Source organism: Bacteroides caecimuris (assembly GCF_001688725.2).
In the GTDB taxonomy this organism is placed as follows: domain Bacteria; phylum Bacteroidota; class Bacteroidia; order Bacteroidales; family Bacteroidaceae; genus Bacteroides; species Bacteroides caecimuris.
In genome coordinates, this window is record NZ_CP015401.2 from 1,129,399 (window position 1) to 1,146,918 (window position 17,520).

Genomic DNA, 17,520 nt, shown 5'->3' on the forward strand with positions numbered 1-17,520 from the left:
CTTTCGGCAAAAAGAGAAAGGAACGGTTTACGGACGGAGCATCAAAATACCGCTTCGTCTGTAAGTCGCTCCTCTCTTCTTTCTTCTGATTTCCCGTCAGTCGCTTGTTTCCGTTGCCGGATGCTTTTCAAGCGAGTGGCAGACAGTGACAAGGTTTTCGGGTTGAATACGCTCAAACTTGTTTGAGGAAGATTCTGCCCGAAACGGCTCTGCCGCCCGACCTTGCCGCTGCCATTAAGCCATACGCTACCTTTGCATCCGTGCATCGGGAACGAGTGGCTGACGGGATGAACCTCAACTATACCATCGGTTATTACCTCTGACGCTGGCAACAAATAGTGTAATCGGTGTAGCTTTCTTAATGGTGCTAATTTCATTTATTATAAACCGTCTGAACAAGACACTCTCTTTACTGCATATCCTGAATGCAACGGCTATAATCACTTCAATGTTATAGACATCATAACTGATACCATCCGGTTGCCTGACATACTTTATCGTGTCAAATTCGTTCAGTTCCTTATTCTTGTAAATGGTATGAATCGCCTTGCGGATATCGCATGAGAACATCCCGAACAGGTCGGCTATCTCGAATTGTGTCATCCATACGGGTACTGTCGGCATAATGACTACACCCGTTTCACTGATTGTTATTATTCCTCTGTCCATAATGTATTGAATTGATACTGTTTACTTATTGCTGTCTGGCTTTTCGCCGGTAGATTGTATCTTCCTGCGTTCCATTAGCTTGTCCATGTCCTTCGAGATTTTATCATCGGTTATCCGTGCGTAACCCTGTGTCGTCCGGATATTGGAATGTCCCATCATTTTAGCGATGCTCTCGATAGGTATATCCGCCGAAATCAGGAATGTTCCGAAGCTGTGCCGACTTTGATGATAGGACAAGTTATCCTCTTTCCCTATGATAACGCCCATCTCATGGATATCAAACCAGAGGGCATCACGGCTGGGAAGAGGGAACACGGGCTGTTCATCGTCAGTCGTGTTATACAGCGACAATATCCGCTCCGCTATGGGATGCAGTGGAATGAACGCCTCTATCTTTGTCTTCTTGCGGTTGATGCGGATGTACCGCCTACCATCCGCATTCGTCCCGATATGATGTGGATGCAGGAGCATTATATCCACATACGCCAGTCCGGTCAGGGTCGAAAAGATGAAAGCCCGTCTTGCCAGTTCCATCCGCTTGTCATACATCGGGGTGGAAAGTATCTTCTTGAACTCCTCACGGCTGATATACCTGTGCCTTGCCTCCGGCTTGGTTTCATATTCCATTTCCTCACAAGGGTTCACGCAGATAATCTCCTTATCGACTGCCAGATACAGCAGGCGGTTCAACCAACGCAGGCAATGGTTGGTTTGGGAAGCCCCGAAATTCTTGCATCTCTTCAAAAACGCTTTGTAGGCTTTGCCGAAGTCTTCCGTGACTTCTTCAAGGCCTATGTCTTTCTTACCCAAAGACATGAGATAATTTGTCAGGTACTTCTGGTAATACATTGAACTCCGATAGGAAGAAGTTGAGTCTATTTCCTCGGAATGTTTCTTCAAACGCTCTCTTTCCCATTCCCCCATTTGCAGGAGGGTCGTCGGATGGATGTTGTTCAAGGTGATATGGTTCTTCAGCATCTCCGCACTGACCACACCTTGCGATTTCAATATCTCATTATAGGCTTCCTCTGTCATCCGCAGGTATTCCCGTAAACGGTTGTTCTCCCTTGCGGACTTTATCTCGTTCTTCCTGCCGTTCCAGTCTTCCGGTCTGCAATAAATTCCGGGACTGATGACGGTCTGTTTGCCGTCAATGGTTATACGACACAATACGGCGGTCGTACCGTCAGCCTTTACCTTGCTGCGGTTGATGTAGGGTAATAATGAAAATGTACTTCGCATATTATTCTTTAAGTGTTAAAGAGTGAGTTTGAAATCTTCGGTCGCTTTAATGAACTTGTCCATGTCCTCGAAAAGTTTCTTCGGGCTGACACGGGCATAGACCTGAGTGGTGGAAATATCGGAATGTCCCAACATTCGGCTGATGGTCTCTATCGGAACGCCTGCTTCAAGCGTTATCAACGAGGCAAAGCTATGGCGGGCCTGATGGTAGCACAAGTCATCCTTGATTCTTGACAATGCCGCCAACGCTTTCATGTGCCTTCTGAGATTTGACCAGCGAAGTAAAGGAAACAAGGTTTCCCTGTCCTCACTATGGTACTTATTGATAAGCGCAATAGCTTCGGGCAATAGTTTTACGCTGGCACGGAGTTCGTTCTTCTTTCTGCGGTATTTCAGCCACAAAGCCCCGTCCTTATCCGTATATAAATTGGTATGTGTAATTGAAACGACATCTGCATAAGAGACTCCGGTATAGCATCCGAAGAGAAACATATCCCTTGCCAGTATGTGGGATTTGCGGTAAGTAGGTATTTCCACATCCCGGATTTTCTCAAACGATTCACGGCTTAATGCCCGTGGTGTCGTTTCAGTCTTCTTCGGCAAGGTAAAATGCTGGAAATGGCTCCTGTCGGCATACCCCTTCTTATAAGCCAGACGGCATATCTTCTTCAGGATGGCAAGATGATGGCGGACGGTATCTATCGCATATCCCTTGTTTTCCATAGCGAATGCTTGATAGTCGTGGATGAACTGTTCCGTCAGTTGCCCGAATGCCAGGTCCTTGACCTTGTACTGATGCTCGATGAACTCTCCGAGGGTCAGACGCATATAGTGATAGCCGGGATAAGTTCCTTTCGCGCGGTCTATGCCGATACGGGCTTTGAGGTCGTCACAGACAACATCCGTCATTTTCATGAGAGTCATCTGTGTTTCCATGCTGCCTTGAAAATGATTCTTCACATCGGTGGCTTCAAAATCCACTTTACGACTCACAAGGCTGTTGAAAGCGTTGTTCACCGCCAACAGCAGTTTTTCAATCCTGGCATTGGTTTCCACCGCTTCCTTGCTCTTGCCGTTCAGACGGCTTTCACGGGGATTCCACAGTTCGGGAGTGCAGGACAGCTTAGATCCGAACTGCGCCATCGTGCGGTTCACGGTGACTCTTCCCATTATCGGGGCTTTGCCCGATTTGTCCAGTCCGCTCTTTTTGAGGTAGAGCAACACCTTGAATTTTTCTACTTTCATACGCTTATATTTTTTAGTGCAAAATTACTTGCCGTATAAGCGTTCCTTGATATGCAAAACATTGTGTATGAGCGCAAACAAAACGGTGAGGGTTTCTTTTCATTGCCTGCCGTTACCTATTCCCGTTTCGGTAACTGCCCAGCTAACGGTTTGGTAACTGAACAACCTCAATATTCCGTTATTATTTGCATTTTCTCCACTTGGCAGAATGCTGAAACAAAGCTCATTTCAAACGGTTTACGTTTTATCTTCACCTGTCCGCTTTTCCTTGCACAGCCTATCACTTTCCACCTTGCCCGCCACAGCTTCGCTTCGCTATTGTTGGAAAATGGTGTTGATATATACACCATTAAGTCTTTGATGGGACATACAAACGTCAGAACCATGCAGATTTATACGCACATCGTAAATGAACAGAAAGAAAAAGCTGCTAATACGCTGCATATAGACAATTTGGATTTATAGGTTATAGTGGGGACTTCCACCATTGAGCACCAATGACTTATGTAATACCAATCATATACTTACCACTGTTTACCCCTCACGAGGCATCGGCTTTTTGAGGGGTATTTTGTAGCATTGAGGCTTTTGGTAAGGAATATGTTAGTCCCAATAGTAGTTTATTCCCCTTTTATTATGGCTTCCAATAAATTCCCGTATTAATGAAACTTAAATCTGTCAGTGGTAAATGAGCGGTTGATTGGTGGCGGTCAAGCACCTATTTAGCACCTATAAGCATCCCTATACTTTTGCGGCATCAACTTTAATACGAAGAAAAAATGGCTTATAAAGTAAATTCATTGGAGGAAATGCCGAATGCGTTGTCCTACCTGATTGAGTCCGTAGAAGCACTACAATCCAAAGTAAATGCCTTGCAACATAAGCAAGCAAGTAATTCACCCAAGTGGATGAATATAGACGAACTTTGTGCTTATCTGCCATCACATCCAGCCAAACAGACAGTTTATGGATGGGTATCTACCAAACAGATTCCCGTACATAAAATAAATAAGGCTTTGGCTTTCTTGCAATCGGAAATTGATGATTGGTTGAAGAACAAATCGCATAAGACACAGGATGACTTAATGGAAGAAGCTAGACGATTTGTCGAATCTAAAAAGATTATCAGATGATGGGAACAACAGATTATTGCTTTTCGTTCTTTCGCAAGCCCATTCAAAACATCGAACCGATAAGGGCGGTAGGCATTGTGGATGTGTATCGCTATGTCATCGGGCATTATGCGCAACCACAAACCGAGTCTCTGCGTTCGATGCTATCTTCTCCCGAAGCCAAAAGATATAAAGCCACCCATTTCGACTATTGTACTTTTTCGGGATTATTCCGTAAACGGAATGAGAAGGAACTGATTATGCACTCTGGATTGATGTGTCTGGATTTTGACCATGTGGAGAATATCGTGGAGCTAAAACAGCAATTACTCAATCATGAATATTTTGATACGGAACTATTATTTGTCAGTCCATCCGGTAATGGATTGAAGTGGATAATACCTGTAGACTTGAAAGGCTGGGAACATTCCCGATATTTCAAGGCTGTTGCTAATTGTATCAAAGCAACAGGTTTGCCATCAGTGGATATGTCCGGCAGTGATGTGGCTCGTTCATGCTTTTTACCCCACGATCCACAAGCATATATTAACCCTAAATACAAAGATGATGTCGAAGAAAATATTTTCCGCCCAAGATTGGGAGAATGCCCCTTCTGAAATACTGCAAACACATACGCCTGATATTGATCCTATATATAATAAGGTAAAAGACGATGTAGAAAGTATTGTTCGGGAGATAGAACAACGTGGCATTGATATAGCACCCAATTATAAAGATTGGATGGAATTGGGCTTTGCACTTGTTGATGGATTGGGAGAGAACGGACGGGAGTATTATCACCGCATCAGCAGGTTTTACTCTACCTATCAAAAGGAAGAGACGGATAAACAATATACGCATTGTCTGCACTCCAAAGGGCAAGGCATTACTATCCGTTCTTTCTTCCATTTGGCAAATCAAGCCGGAATCTCATTGGCTCCATCCAACAAAGAACATTTATCCATTTTGCCAAATATCCAAAATGGTAAAACGGGCAAATGGATAAAGTCAGAGGAAGAACTTCCTGCATTTCCTGAATGTGTGTTTGAGCATCTTCCTCCTTTTCTACATGAGATTGTCAACAATTCCATTTCGGTGGATGACCGTGATACGATATTGATAGGAACTATTGTGTGTTTGTCGGTATGCTTTCATAATGTTTGTGGTGTGTACGATGAGCGCATTGTTTTTCCGAATCTTTATCTGTTTGTTGTGGCAGATGCAGGTATGGGAAAGGGGGCGTTAACCCTATGCAGAGAACTGGTAGTACCCATTAACCGCAATTTGCATGAACTCTCAAAACGATTGGAACAGGAATATAAAGAAGCGATGAATGCTTATATCAAAGGTAAGAAAGATAGTGGAATGACTATGCCAGCTGAGCCGCCCATGCGTATGCTTGTCATTCCTGCCAATAGCAGCGCAAGCTCTTTCTTGAAGATACTGGGAGATAATGACGGAATCGGACTGTTGTTTGAATCGGAGGGCGACACGTTAAGCCAAACATTGAAGTCGGACTATGGTAATTATTCCGATGTGTTGCGAAAGGCATTTCATCATGAGTTGGTAAGTTTGAGCCGTCGCAAGGATAGGGAGTATTGTGAAGTAGCTAATCCAAGAGTGTCAGTAGCTTTGGCTGGAACTCCCGAACAAGTAAGAAGATTGATACCTGATGCGGAAAACGGATTGATGAGTCGCTTTTGTTTCTATATCATTCGCTTCAAGCGAGGTATAAGAAATGTGTTTGCCACAAGCGACATTTCCCAATCCAAGAATGCCAAGTTCAAACTATTGGGAGATAAATTCTGCCATCTGCATGAGGAATTTGTACGACAGGGAAATTATTCATTCTCCCTTCCCTCCGATTTACAGGAACACTTTATAGAATACCTCAGTCGTGTGAATGAAGAGTGTTGTGACGAAGTGGATAACAAGATGCAAGGAGTAGTCAGACGGATGGGACTGATTGCTTATCATATAATGATGGTGCTGACAGCTGTCCGGCATTTGGAGAATGTACATCGCAATTCTTCCTCACATGACAAGACAGAGCAACTGGTCTGCCATGAGTATGACTATTCTACAGCCATGAATATTTGCGAAACCTTACTTTATCATGCCGTATTCATTTATCAGAATTTGTCAGGAAATCAGTCCAAACGATTCTATACCGCTTCGCAAGAGACTGGCGTTTATGCACGAAGGAATACCCTTTATAATATGTTACCCGATACTTTCACAAAAAAGGATTATGATGCGGCGGTTTTAACTTTGGGTGAGAATGGAAGTACGGCAAACAAGTGGATAGAAGCCTTTATCAAAGATGGTAAGCTATGCCGAATAGAGCAGGGGAAATATAGGAAGACTTTTTGAGTGGCAAGTTTGTGTTTTAGTGCCACTAAAACCTATGCGGCAAGCGGATAAACTGCCACTCTCAAAAAATCAATTCATGAACATTGAAAGTTAAGATAAATATGAAGGAGAAGAAACTTGGTGGTCGCCCTAAGTTGGCGAACTATCAGAAACGTACCAAATGTTTTCGGGTAATGTTTACCGAGAACGACTACATTTATATCCAATCCAAAGCGGAACAGGCTGGGTTGTCTGTCAATGAATTTTGCCATCAGGCAGCAATGGATTGTCAAGTCTGTCAGCGCATCAGCCCTGAAATGGTATCGGCTATTCGTGACCTTTCCGGTATCGCCAATAATGTCAATCAGATTGCCCATCAGATGCACACTTATGGTTTGGAAGCAGTCAAACAACAATGCTTCTCAATCATATCAGAAGTCAGTAGAATTATCACTCAAGTAAAGAACAATAGCCATGATAGCGAAGATTAAAACAAGAGCGGATTTCGGAGGAATAGTGAATTATGCCAATGACCAAAAGAACAAGAAGAAATGTGCCATACTTTTAGCACACGAAGGTGTCTGTGTCATCAGTAATAAAACCATAGCTGATTCTTTTCAGATACAAGCGTCCATGCGCCCGAAAGTAAAAAGTCCGGTGAAACACGTATCACTTGCTTTCTCTTCGCAGGACATTAACCGTTTCCCCGATAACGAAGAAGGAGATGCGCTGATGGCAGAGATTGCCAAGAAATGGATGGAACAAATGGGGATTCGCAATACTCAATATATCATAGCCCGACATCACGACACGAAACATCCTCATTGTCATTTGGTATTTAACCGGATAGACAATGATGGCAATCTCATTTCTGACAGCAATGAAAGAATACACAATGCCAAAGTATGTCGAACTTTGACAAAAGAGTATGGACTATACTTTGCTCCTAAAAATAGTAAAACCCGAAACAAGAGCCGTTTGCGCCCTTATCAATTACGGAAGTATAATCTACGTTCTGCAACTCTTGATGCACTGACTGTATCTCGTTCATGGAATGATTTTCTTGGAATTCTCAAAGGTTTGGGTATAGATATGCGCTTTAATCGTACAGATAACTCTGATAAAATTCGTGGCATATCATTCTGTCAAAATGAATATAGTATAGCCGGTTCTAAACTTGACCGTGATTTGAGTTTTAATAGCCTTTGTGCTACATTGGGTAATGTGGCAGCGGAACTGGTTGTTCAACCTCATCAAGCCATAACTCCCAGTGGAGGTGGAGGAGCAAGTAATGAACTGGGATGGCGAGACGACAAAGACAAGGATAACCAAAGAACCGAACCTTTTTATAAACCCTCAAAACGTAGAAGATAATGAAAGAAGATGTAGTAGCTGCAAATCTTGCAAATTTGCGCCAAAGTATCAACGAGCTAAAAGAGTGTATTGAAAAACAGAATACTACAATTCCCAAACCAGATCAGTCTGTAAAAATAGATTTTGACGAAAAGACCATTTATAATGGAGTCGCCAAAAGTTTCTGTACTTGTTGGAACGATGCGTTATCAGTGGTGAAGAAGCATATCTGGAAGCAACAATCGGACACATTGCCGTTCTCGCTATGGTTTCCGAAGCTTATTGAATTATTCAAGCAGAAGTCCAAATTTCTTGAATATCTTTATCGGCATGTTTGCGATTATAATCTTAATCGTATGACTATTGAAGCAAATACCGAAAGCATATTAAAACGGCAGGATGAGATATTTGCCAAAATCAATGAGTTGAAAAATCCAGTAACGGTTATTCCACCCAATATCAATGGGATGTTTATACGGGGCTATCATATAAAACTTCGATATGTCGTAGTGTTTGTTGTCATTATTGTTACGTGGGCTGTTGTAGCATCGGTTAGTAGCATGAAGCATCGAGAAGAAGCCTTTGCGTATTATTCGATGTATCGGGCGGTGAAAGAACAGCATCAGTGCTTGATGGAAAAAACAGGAATAGAACTAAAAAGAAATACGGAATAGTCATCGGAGAAAATAAGCGACAGCACTTTATTGTTGCTTATTTCTTCCATAAGTCACTTCTGGTTCTGCCGCCACAAGTGTACTGTCTGTATCAGATAACTCGTATGTCTTGATTTTCCTATCTTCAAGAAAAATATGATTCAATGTATAAGCTAACGACTCAAGTGTTTGTATCCGGACTTTTGGCTTTAGTTGGCACTCCCAAATCGTGATACAATGCCAGCCCATAGCAGCAAGCTGGCATTGTTCTTTTTTATCTCGTTCCTTATTCCTTTTTATCTTGTTTGACCAAAAATCTATGTTGGTTTTAGGTAAACGGAAATATTTGCAGTTTTCATGACCATGCCAGAAACAACCGTTCACAAAGATGACAGTGCGATATTTGCGAAGCACCAAATCGGGATGACCGGGAAGGTGCGGATGATTTAGCCGATAGCGGAAGCCACGGCTAAAAAGGAACTTTCTCACCAGTATTTCAGGTTTTGTGTTCCTTCCTTTTATAGCGGACATACAACGATGGCGTTGTTCTTTAGTTAATTTATCCATATTTGTAAGGTGTATTCATAGATGAATAGACTTATTAGATTCTTGCAAAGCCATAAAAACAAAAGATGCATAGTCGCTATCTCTCATGGGACGTTCTCATACATCCTGTTACTTTGCCTTCCTCATCCAATGTATAAGTACCACTCACTACAAGCCACATAGGAAGATTAGGTATATTATTATAACTATGTAACCCTATGATGTTTTTTTCACCAAGTACATACCACAATATTTTCTTGTGATGCGTTTTGAGATAATCCAATAGGGCATCCTTCCGGACTAAAAGATAGTTTTTTGACTTCTCTACGACTCCTGCATCGAAACAAATCACCTTGCCTTTTTCATTTAAGAATACCCCTTCCTCGTCTGCATATTGCATCCTAAGACCATCAAATAACTGTTTTGAAGGCATGAGACAGTAAAAGGATGTGTCTTTAGAATGGTCTTCTTCTGCCTCCCACAAATAACCGATTGTGGTTATCTCTACATGAGCTATGAACCGATTCGTTTTCTTGTCATATATGTCCCTCTTGGTAAGCCCTTTAATATCAAAATGTTTGTATGCTGGTGACCAGTAATATTCACGATAAAACAATTCGTATTTATCAGAGTGTTCGGGCATCCATCTCCCACCAAAATTTTGTTTTGAAGCCCATTCACAAACGAGAGGGAACTCATCCTCGTCAATGATGCAGCTTCTTACTTGATACCATAGGCTTTTGTATATGCAATCTTTGCCATGTGGTTCATTCCATTCTGGATAACATTCCAATGCAAGCCAATCGCATCCATCAGCATCTGTCAATTCTATAATTGGCTCGGCTGCTGGAATATCATCCTTTATATTAAGCCAATCAGGCATTTCATGCTCCCAGTTAGCATATTTCCCTCCATACCACCAGAAATCTTCTTTGAGGTCTGAATTTTGACGATTCTCATTTACTCTAACAAGAGTTGTTGGATCAATATCACGAACGGTTGGTTCCCAAGTTCCCTCATATTCTACGACATTATCACTCCATGAATATTCTAATTTTTCGAAATTATCTGCTACACGAGCTAACAATTCATGTAAGGCCAGCCACTGATATTTCTTGCCAATTCGTTCATTTGGTATGGTTGAGCGTCCTCTTCCAGATCCAATTTTTTGGTCGAATGTACCATGCTTGTCTTCTCGGTATCCATGCTTGTCAATAATGAGTTTTATGGCTACGTTACTCAGGCGTTCTGCATCAATTTTCCAGTTGCTCAATGCACTTTGAAATGTATATCTTCCAAAATCTCCATAAAGGCCTATGGCTGAATGTTCTGTAAACATGGAAATAAGCATGTTACACATACCCGGAGGATTCTTGTATTCCCCGCATTCGTCTAATATAGACTTTATTTCCTCATCAGATACATAGGTATAATCAAAAGAGCTATTATATGGCGGTCGTATTTTATTAATATCAATATTCAGTTTTTCTCCTATAAAAATAGCATATTCTATAACATTCCGTGCATAGTCACGCAGCAAGATGTGAGGGTAAACCTCACCCTCAACATTAAATACTGACGAATAAATGTATTGGCACAAACTGGCCAAATATTCTTTTGATTTTGACCTCACGGCGCAGCCTAATGCTACACCATAAAGTCTTTCATGAATATATGGATCATCTACTTTTGAGAACTTTTCCAAAAGTGGTATAAGTACCTGCATCCTATTATGCAGAAGTTGTACGAGGGCTTTTGTCGCTGTATCGCGTAGTTGTCGATTGGTACTTGCCAAAAACCAAGAAAGTAAAGTAGCTCCCAACTCAGCAGACTCTTCATCCATATTGACCTTATCGCTTTCATCCCATGCCCAGTTAATAATATCTTTTATTATTTCATCCTGATTGCTATAAATCCGATATAATGTAGGTGTCCACATGGCATCCCTGTCAGCTAACCGCATTGGTTCCAGCATTTTGTGAAGATAATCGGCATTATAATAGTTTCCCGGATTAAATGCAACCTCTATAACGGTTCGAATAAAACGGTCTCTGAATTGTTCATTACTTACAAATTCTGCAAAATATGTGTCGAGATGTGAGTCTATTGTTCTTTCCTCTCTCCATATTAAACTAGAAAGAACTGCATTTATAATGGCTTTATTACTATGGAAATTAGGTAATGAATCATATAATTCTATCCCCTTACATTCTGGCAATAAAATTGCCAGTGATTCCAATAATCCACCAACTACATAAGGAGATTTTATCGTTAGTACATATTCCTCTATAGCTTTATCGTCAAATTGTAATTTATCTATTAGATATTCTGCTTGAAGAAAATTTTCAAATCGTTCATATGTGAAATATATGCACTCCTCGTACTTGCCAACCGTATTATAAAAAACATTTTTGCTGAAAACACCTTCAGATATCAAACAGTCCAATAATTCACCTTCTGTAAACACACGGGGATAAATATCGGAAAAGTTTTCTATAGCAGTGTCTATTGGCATTTCATGCCTTCCTTCTTTAGCTGTGAATTCTATGTACTTACGGACAGCCTTATCTACACACTTGATTAATGGGGAATAATGTTTGGCTTTCCTGAGAGATTTTTCAATACCATCGAAAAACAAATTCATTATTGATGTTATACCTTTCACACCATCCGGTATCTTTTTATAACCATTGTTCTTCATTCCTTCACAGAACAAATGTAAAAATAGTGGATTTTTAAATTCGGGATTGAGGAGTGGAACAGAAGGATACAATATATCGTATTCCTTAAAATATAGTTGTACGGCTTTTTGTGTATTAGTCCCAAATCCATAATGTCTTGCCCACACACAATAATCATTTCCAAATTCTTCCCATGGAAGTATTGCAGGGGTATATGATGTACGAATGCTCAAAACGAGTCCAAGCCACGGATGTTGTCGAATCCTATCAATAAAACTATGGATATTACTTTGCCAAATAGCCAGCCCGTGTCCCTCATTTATTGCATCTATGAAAATGATGATGCGATGTCCGGTTGATTCTGCCTTGGCTTCAAGCGTTTCTAATAACTCCTCCGAAGAACTGCTGAAGCTAAGCATTCTCATTATCTGAGTGAAAGGTTCTTCATCAGTAACAAATTTCTGCCCTAAAAAAAATAGACTAAACAGGTTCTCTTTTTGTCTTCTTTGAACAGTATCAGCCATCAAATGCGACTTACCGACTCCAGCATCCCCTTCAAGTATTAAAATAGGGTCATTTACTAGCCTCATTATATCTTGATGCAAATCGTTGTGAACGCGCAAAATATTTATACCTAGTTCAAATATGTTACTTGATGTTCTGTTTTCTTCTTCTGTTACACTTTCTTTTTCAACAATACTGTTGGCAATATCTTGAACAGTTTCTCCCAATAACATCAATGCTGACAATAATTCATTAAGAGGTATATTATCTATACCGTTGATATTAATTTCCTTTATTTGTTTAATCGCATTGCGGACACTTTCTACTAAATTAATAATATCTTGACAGTACTTATCTTTCTCTATTTTTCTACATGTATCTTCTGCTATTATCAGCTCCTTATCAAAAAAATGTCTCAGTGAACTTCCTCGTGAAAGAACCTCGAAATATTGAACGGGTTCAACTTCAATATTCAGTTTAGGTGTATATCGTTTACCTAAATCTTTTATTGAACCTGCATTAAATCGCATCATATCTTCATCTGAAAATTCGTGCTTTCCAAACCAAAATCGAAGTAGACCTTGATTAGAGGACTTTTGAAGTCTTTCTATTAAGTCTGATGCCCACCAAAAATCAAAAGTTACATGAGAATTTATCTTTGACCATCTTTCCACATATCCATCAATTCGATCTTTCATACTCATTCTACCTGCGACATGAGCATCGGAGGGATCTGTGGGTACTGCTATGACATATCGTCTCAAATTGGGATGGGAATCGAGTGCCTCTTTTACAGACCTATCTATTTGTTGATACTGTGAATCATCAAAAGCCTTACAAAAATATTTAGCTTGCCAAGCCACAATACTTCCATCTTCAAGAGTCCAGTAACATTCCACCCCTCCATCTGGCTTACCTTTGTGTACAAATGTCTTTGTACATGGAATTTCCTCTCTACGTGCCAACTGGCACACAAATTCTTCAAACCCTTCATTTGCAGACCCGTTTATGGATCTAATATTATTGAAATCAATATTCAGCATAAATACCACTCCTATACAGCTCTTTTTTCACTTATGTGCATTATTCTTTCTCTCTCATGCGCTCATGCTTATTCCCCTGCACAATACCTTTATCCATCATAACTATTTGGTACAACTCCTCAAAAGTAGTATCAATAAACGTATAGTTTATCATCTTGCTTGTATTGATTGGTTGAATGTTGGCATATTGTTTACGGAAGTAGCGCAGTTCAAAGGCGAGACGAAGGTCGTTGCTATTTTCTTCTCCATCGGTTTGCTTCACTTCCTTTGATGTGATAGTTCTAACTCTAATTATCTCGTAGACATCACATATCCCTTCTCCTTTGAAGTAGGGCATGAAGTAATGTAGATTTTGCAGAGCAATAGTAGTTGGGAAATGACTACCTGTGTAATAGAGTGTGGCATTACCATCCTTGAAACTTTGCAAATAGCCTTTACGGCTGCTGTTTGTAACAAGACCTATGAGTACACGGTTTCCTACTTCTACGAATGTTCCCTTTTGCGGTATCACTTTAGAGATTGTCTCATGTGATTTTGTGGTGATAAGTTGTTCAACAAACTGCTCCAATAGCTGGCGATTATGTTGGTCTTTAGGACGAAGTGGGAATGCACCGATGTTCACTTCGTCTATAGTCTTACGGAACTTCGATACAGCAACATCTGTTGGATTACCATCTCCAGGAAATAATATATAACCACCTATCACTTCTTTTTTTAAAGTATTCGATTGATAGTCTTTATAATAGATGGCATCGCGATATCTGTGCATCTGGTTGATCGCATCTTCGGGTGGAACATCTACTCCATTTTTATCCTTTCCATCAATACGATATTTCGCATCAAACAGATAAGTCATTTTCATTCCTTCTTGCAAATCGTTCTTGGTCAGTTGCAGGACAATATCCGGCTTTTGTGGCACTGTGCGCACCACAAGATCTTTCATTCCAATGTCACTATTCCCCTTGTCTGTGTTCTTTGGATTATAGACTAATTCAGCCAGTTCCACATTGTCTTTCTTGAAAAGGATACGGGAATGTTCTCCTTTGCCCAAATCCCACGTGAACAGGCCATTCATTTCCATACGGTTTTTATGGTCTATATCTTCATCAGACAAATGAAGTTTTTCCTTCACAATATGGCTCACTTCTATGAAACACCATATCTCGTAGAGTGTCGCTATATCTTTGGTTTGCAAACGGTATATGCCATCATTCAGAGAATAGGAGCGGCGAAGCAGGCTCCATGTGCGATATACCTGACTATATCCGGTAGCTTTTTGCAGAACCAGACTTTCCTGATTCATTCCTTTGTAATTTCCTACTGTACGGAAGAAGGGATTTCGCTGCAAGTGTTTCAATGTAGCCAATGTGGCTTGCATGTCATCCTTCATCACATCCGAAGCATTCTTTACCGCTTCTATGCGCTTCTTCAAGACTGCGTATTTATCCGTAATTTGTCCAAGAGCGAATTTCAAGAACCTGTTTTCCTGCGTGTCATTTGTTCGGACGCGTTCTTCTACACGATATAAGTGAGAGCTGTCCTGTCTGTGTTCTGCCAATTCGTTTTCTATGCAGGAGGGGACAAATGTCAGCTTATCGGCACGTTTGTAAGTCTCTTTTCCGTGTAACCGATGTCTTGGGCGGTCAATGATGTTTTTGCAGGCCTTGATGAATTTCTTTTGCTCATTGGCAAATACGCTCCACCAGATTATTTCCGGGGTCTCTCCGCTTGCATCGGGCGAAAAGCCATGAAAGGTTCTTCGCATATAGTCGAGCGAAAGCATTCTGTACTCTTGTTCAATATCCTCTATAATGGCTTTCCAATGCTCGTGATAGTTGAGCTTTGTGCTCAACACTTCAAAAGAGAAGACAAAACTGCGGGTTTCTGCTCCCACTTGATACATGAGTTGTATTTCGCTGCGACCAACCTCATTGCCATAATTCAAGAAACCTGCCAATATCTGTCTGCGAAAAGTGAATTTTTCATTTTCACTCTGGAGAGTGGAGCCAAACTTAGCCTTTTTCACATAGTTCTTGAATTCCACCCAAATAGGATAATCGGTGTTGTCGAAAAATATGGCAGGAGCTTGTTGGCTGTTTTCAATCGTAATTTCTTCTCCAATATGGTTGCTCAGGATAACAGATGATACGCCTTCTGACCAAGAATAAGTGGAGTGTAAGCATTCTTCTCCAATATTACTCTTGGCTTTATACCAAATGTCATCGAATTTTGCGCATTCGACAATCATTTCAAAATCCTGATGCTTTATGGTGAGCAGTTCCATTGTCCTTTGCAAATATCTGATTGTTTTTAGCTCCAGAAACTTGTATAGCCGGATGACAACCGTTCTTGCATTTCTTTCAACTTGGCTATGGAAACGGATTCTATTTTCTTATCTTCTCCGGTCAATGCCAACAACTGCGCTTCGATAGTAGTAATCAGTCTTTCAAGAAGTGAATGCTTGACTTTTGTATCATCACCTTCTATTCGTGACAAGATTTTCATGCTTGTTATCTCATCCAATGCGGTTGCTATGACCTCATCTTCACTGAACTCGTGTCCGTTTTCATCCATATTGTAAGGCAAATTGTTTACCACATAAAGCAGGAATTCGTTTCGCGTGCGGTAGGCAACTTTGAACGGAGTGCCGTTAAGGACATCATTCACAGCTTGCAAATAGGTCAATACCTTATTACAAACATCCTCGTTATCTGCATATACATCCACACCTTCTACAGCTGTACCGATAAGCATATCGCTATTCAGCTTACCAATACGTTCATATTTGCTGTCCAATCCGGCATACAAATCCACTTCATTCATTTCTATAGTCATGGCACGGTCAAGTACCTTACGGGAAAAAGAGAAGGTTGTTTCATCCATATTTACCGTACCCACTACGATTAGATTCTGTGGAATGGTGATACCCTCTTCCAAAAAGCGGTTCCTTAATGTTTCATTGTTTCCTGTCAGCTCGGCTGTCAATACCCGATACCAATCCTCTGTGCTTTTTTTCAGGATAGGGTCTGTTGCAATCGTACCGTCTTCGTTGCTTTTACGAGATTCTATCACACTAAGAAATTCCGCAAAATATTGTTCGACAGGAGCAAGATTCATTTCATCCAGACAAAGGAAATGAGGTACATCCAAGTTTTCCCAAGCCTTTGTGATAAATCTTAAGAAATCACCAATCACATATATAGGGCTTCCGCTGACACGGCTCACATATCCCATGAGTTCAGTGGAATCATGCCAATTGGGTTTTACCTGAATCATCTCAAAATTCTTAGGTTTCTGAGCTTTATATTCAGTGGAATCTTCGTCCCAACACGCACGGGCCAATTCACGGACAATACGGCTTTTGCCCGTACCGGATATACCGGCAAGCAAAAGGAAGGGTTTAGTCTTTATAGCCATGATAATGTCTATATAGTGATAGTATTGGAAATCTGTACGTTTTTTGTCTTTAGTGTCAAATATTCTATAAATTTCTTTTGGAGAAATCTTAGTTTCCTCCTGTGATAAACTCAATCTTCCATACTTTGCTATATATTCCGTAAAATCAGAATCTGATGGTAAAAACTCATTTAATAAACTAGTGGAGTAGCTTATGGCTAAACAATTCTTGATTTCTGATCTGTTTATTTCAGAAATGCTAAATTTATATTTTCTGCATAACCATATTGCAAGAGCGATTCTGCACTCTTTGTTTTTTATATATTTCTTTATATTCTTGTAGAGAGTCTCATTTATGGATAAAACTCCATTTTGTACGTTAAATAATGCAGCATCTTTCGTCCTACGTGGGAAATCATGTAAAACTACAGGATTTGCAATAGACTCTTTTACTACATTTACGGAGAAGAAATTGCTTCCGACTTTATAATCTTTTTCGTCTTTTATATCAGTGAAAAAGTTCGATGTATAACAAGACCCATCTATACTTACAACATCTCCTACATAATTAATAAATAACTCTCTGTCTTCTTTTTCCTTTGTATCGCAATTTTTATTGGTTTTTAAAACAAAATGGTCTAATGCGAATAAATACCTGATGGCACTTATAAATTGGGTGGCACCTTGACTTGAAGGGCTGTCTGTATTGTGTGACAGTATTTTA

The 17,520-nt window shown here is 40.4% G+C and carries 14 protein-coding genes and 1 pseudogene; 7 read left to right on the top strand and 8 right to left on the bottom strand.

The genetic code is table 11. The features are described 5' to 3' along the window. Window positions 1-41 precede the first annotated feature (41 nt). From A4V03_RS04660 to A4V03_RS04675, 4 genes are read right to left on the bottom strand one after another with little or no spacing between them, the layout of a single operon-like run. Window positions 42-266: a hypothetical protein gene (locus A4V03_RS04660; RefSeq protein WP_232428550.1), complete on the bottom strand. Its 225-nt coding sequence runs from the start codon at window positions 264-266 to the stop codon at window positions 42-44. Between the two features lie 28 nt (window positions 267-294). Then, window positions 295-669, bottom strand: coding sequence for a hypothetical protein (locus A4V03_RS04665; protein WP_065538124.1), 375 nt, complete (start codon window positions 667-669; stop codon window positions 295-297). Window positions 670-690: 21 nt separating this feature from the next. After that, on the bottom strand, window positions 691-1,911 hold the full coding sequence (locus tag A4V03_RS04670; protein WP_065538125.1) for a site-specific integrase: 1,221 nt from the start codon (window positions 1,909-1,911) through the stop codon (window positions 691-693). A gap of 15 nt (window positions 1,912-1,926) precedes the next feature. Beyond that, window positions 1,927-3,156, bottom strand: coding sequence for a site-specific integrase (locus A4V03_RS04675; protein ID WP_065538126.1), 1,230 nt, complete (start codon window positions 3,154-3,156; stop codon window positions 1,927-1,929). A 279-nt stretch (window positions 3,157-3,435) separates the two neighbouring features. Here A4V03_RS04675 and A4V03_RS21270 point away from each other — a divergent pair. From A4V03_RS21270 to A4V03_RS04710, 7 genes and pseudogenes are all read left to right on the top strand, one after another. Continuing rightward, window positions 3,436-3,621 (top strand): annotated as a pseudogene (locus A4V03_RS21270) (tyrosine-type recombinase/integrase); the annotation flags it as partial. Between the two features lie 314 nt (window positions 3,622-3,935). Further along, window positions 3,936-4,289, top strand: coding sequence for a methylation-associated defense system helix-turn-helix domain-containing protein MAD1 (gene mads1 / locus A4V03_RS04685; protein ID WP_065538128.1), 354 nt, complete (start codon window positions 3,936-3,938; stop codon window positions 4,287-4,289). After that, window positions 4,286-4,885, top strand: a complete 600-nt coding sequence (locus A4V03_RS04690; protein ID WP_065538129.1) for a BT4734/BF3469 family protein — start codon at window positions 4,286-4,288, stop codon at window positions 4,883-4,885. The genes mads1 and A4V03_RS04690 overlap by 4 nt, the downstream gene beginning before the upstream one ends. After that, on the top strand, window positions 4,836-6,641 hold the full coding sequence (locus tag A4V03_RS04695) for a DUF3987 domain-containing protein (protein WP_065538130.1): 1,806 nt from the start codon (window positions 4,836-4,838) through the stop codon (window positions 6,639-6,641). Before A4V03_RS04690 ends, A4V03_RS04695 begins: the two co-directional genes overlap by 50 nt. Window positions 6,642-6,742: 101 nt before the next feature. Next, window positions 6,743-7,111 (top strand): MobC family plasmid mobilization relaxosome protein, encoded by a 369-nt coding sequence (locus A4V03_RS04700; RefSeq protein WP_005816342.1) that lies wholly within the window; start codon window positions 6,743-6,745, stop codon window positions 7,109-7,111. Next, window positions 7,095-7,994 (top strand): relaxase/mobilization nuclease domain-containing protein, encoded by a 900-nt coding sequence (locus A4V03_RS04705; RefSeq protein WP_065538131.1) that lies wholly within the window; start codon window positions 7,095-7,097, stop codon window positions 7,992-7,994. Before A4V03_RS04700 ends, A4V03_RS04705 begins: the two co-directional genes overlap by 17 nt. After that, window positions 7,994-8,647: a hypothetical protein gene (locus A4V03_RS04710; RefSeq protein WP_065538132.1), complete on the top strand. Its 654-nt coding sequence runs from the start codon at window positions 7,994-7,996 to the stop codon at window positions 8,645-8,647. The genes A4V03_RS04705 and A4V03_RS04710 overlap by 1 nt, the downstream gene beginning before the upstream one ends. Before the next feature lie 27 nt (window positions 8,648-8,674). Here the strand turns inward: A4V03_RS04710 and A4V03_RS04715 are convergent, their stop codons facing one another. The 4 genes from A4V03_RS04715 to A4V03_RS04730 form a co-directional block, all read right to left on the bottom strand. After that, the gene (locus A4V03_RS04715) at window positions 8,675-9,193 is read right to left on the bottom strand and encodes a very short patch repair endonuclease (protein WP_065538133.1); all 519 of its coding nucleotides are present in this window, start codon (window positions 9,191-9,193) and stop codon (window positions 8,675-8,677) included. A gap of 76 nt (window positions 9,194-9,269) precedes the next feature. Continuing rightward, window positions 9,270-13,400 (bottom strand): hypothetical protein, encoded by a 4,131-nt coding sequence (locus A4V03_RS04720; protein WP_065538134.1) that lies wholly within the window; start codon window positions 13,398-13,400, stop codon window positions 9,270-9,272. Window positions 13,401-13,440: 40 nt separating this feature from the next. Further along, on the bottom strand, window positions 13,441-15,696 hold the full coding sequence (locus A4V03_RS04725) for a restriction endonuclease-like protein (RefSeq protein ID WP_262483105.1): 2,256 nt from the start codon (window positions 15,694-15,696) through the stop codon (window positions 13,441-13,443). Window positions 15,697-15,710: 14 nt separating this feature from the next. Further along, window positions 15,711-16,817, bottom strand: a complete 1,107-nt coding sequence (locus A4V03_RS04730; RefSeq protein ID WP_236588667.1) for an McrB family protein — start codon at window positions 16,815-16,817, stop codon at window positions 15,711-15,713. Between the last annotated feature and the right edge of the window lie 703 nt (window positions 16,818-17,520).